The organism is Vibrio sp. 10N.222.49.C9, from assembly GCF_041474985.1.
GTDB classification, from domain to species: Bacteria; Pseudomonadota; Gammaproteobacteria; order Enterobacterales; family Vibrionaceae; genus Vibrio; species Vibrio crassostreae_C.
Genome location: NZ_JBFRVD010000778.1, coordinates 1 through 240, shown reverse-complemented (window position 1 = coordinate 240; position 240 = coordinate 1). Strand labels below are relative to the sequence as shown.

Here is a 240-nt window from a genome sequence, read left to right as displayed (position 1 = left end):
ATCCAAACCTTAGTGGTCAGAAAGACATCTTCACGCGGAATGGAAGAATCGGCAATTGCTTGGCCTACTTCTTCTTCATTCCCATAAATCTGAGCCGTATCGATATGACGAAAGCCTGCTTCTAGTGATGTTTTCACCGAATCATAGCCAGCACCGTCTTTGAGTCTGTAGGTGCCCGCGCCCAGAAGGGGTATAGAGTTCATGGTTTTCTCCAGTTAGTAGATACTGGAATGATTCCTG

General features: G+C 46.2%; 1 protein-coding gene. It reads right to left on the bottom strand.

Features of this window, described 5'->3' with window-relative positions:
- Positions 1–203: aldo/keto reductase (locus tag AB4585_RS25555; RefSeq protein ID WP_372171589.1), on the bottom strand; the 203-nt coding region annotated here is incomplete at its 3' end.
- Positions 204–240: the final 37 nt, after the last annotated feature.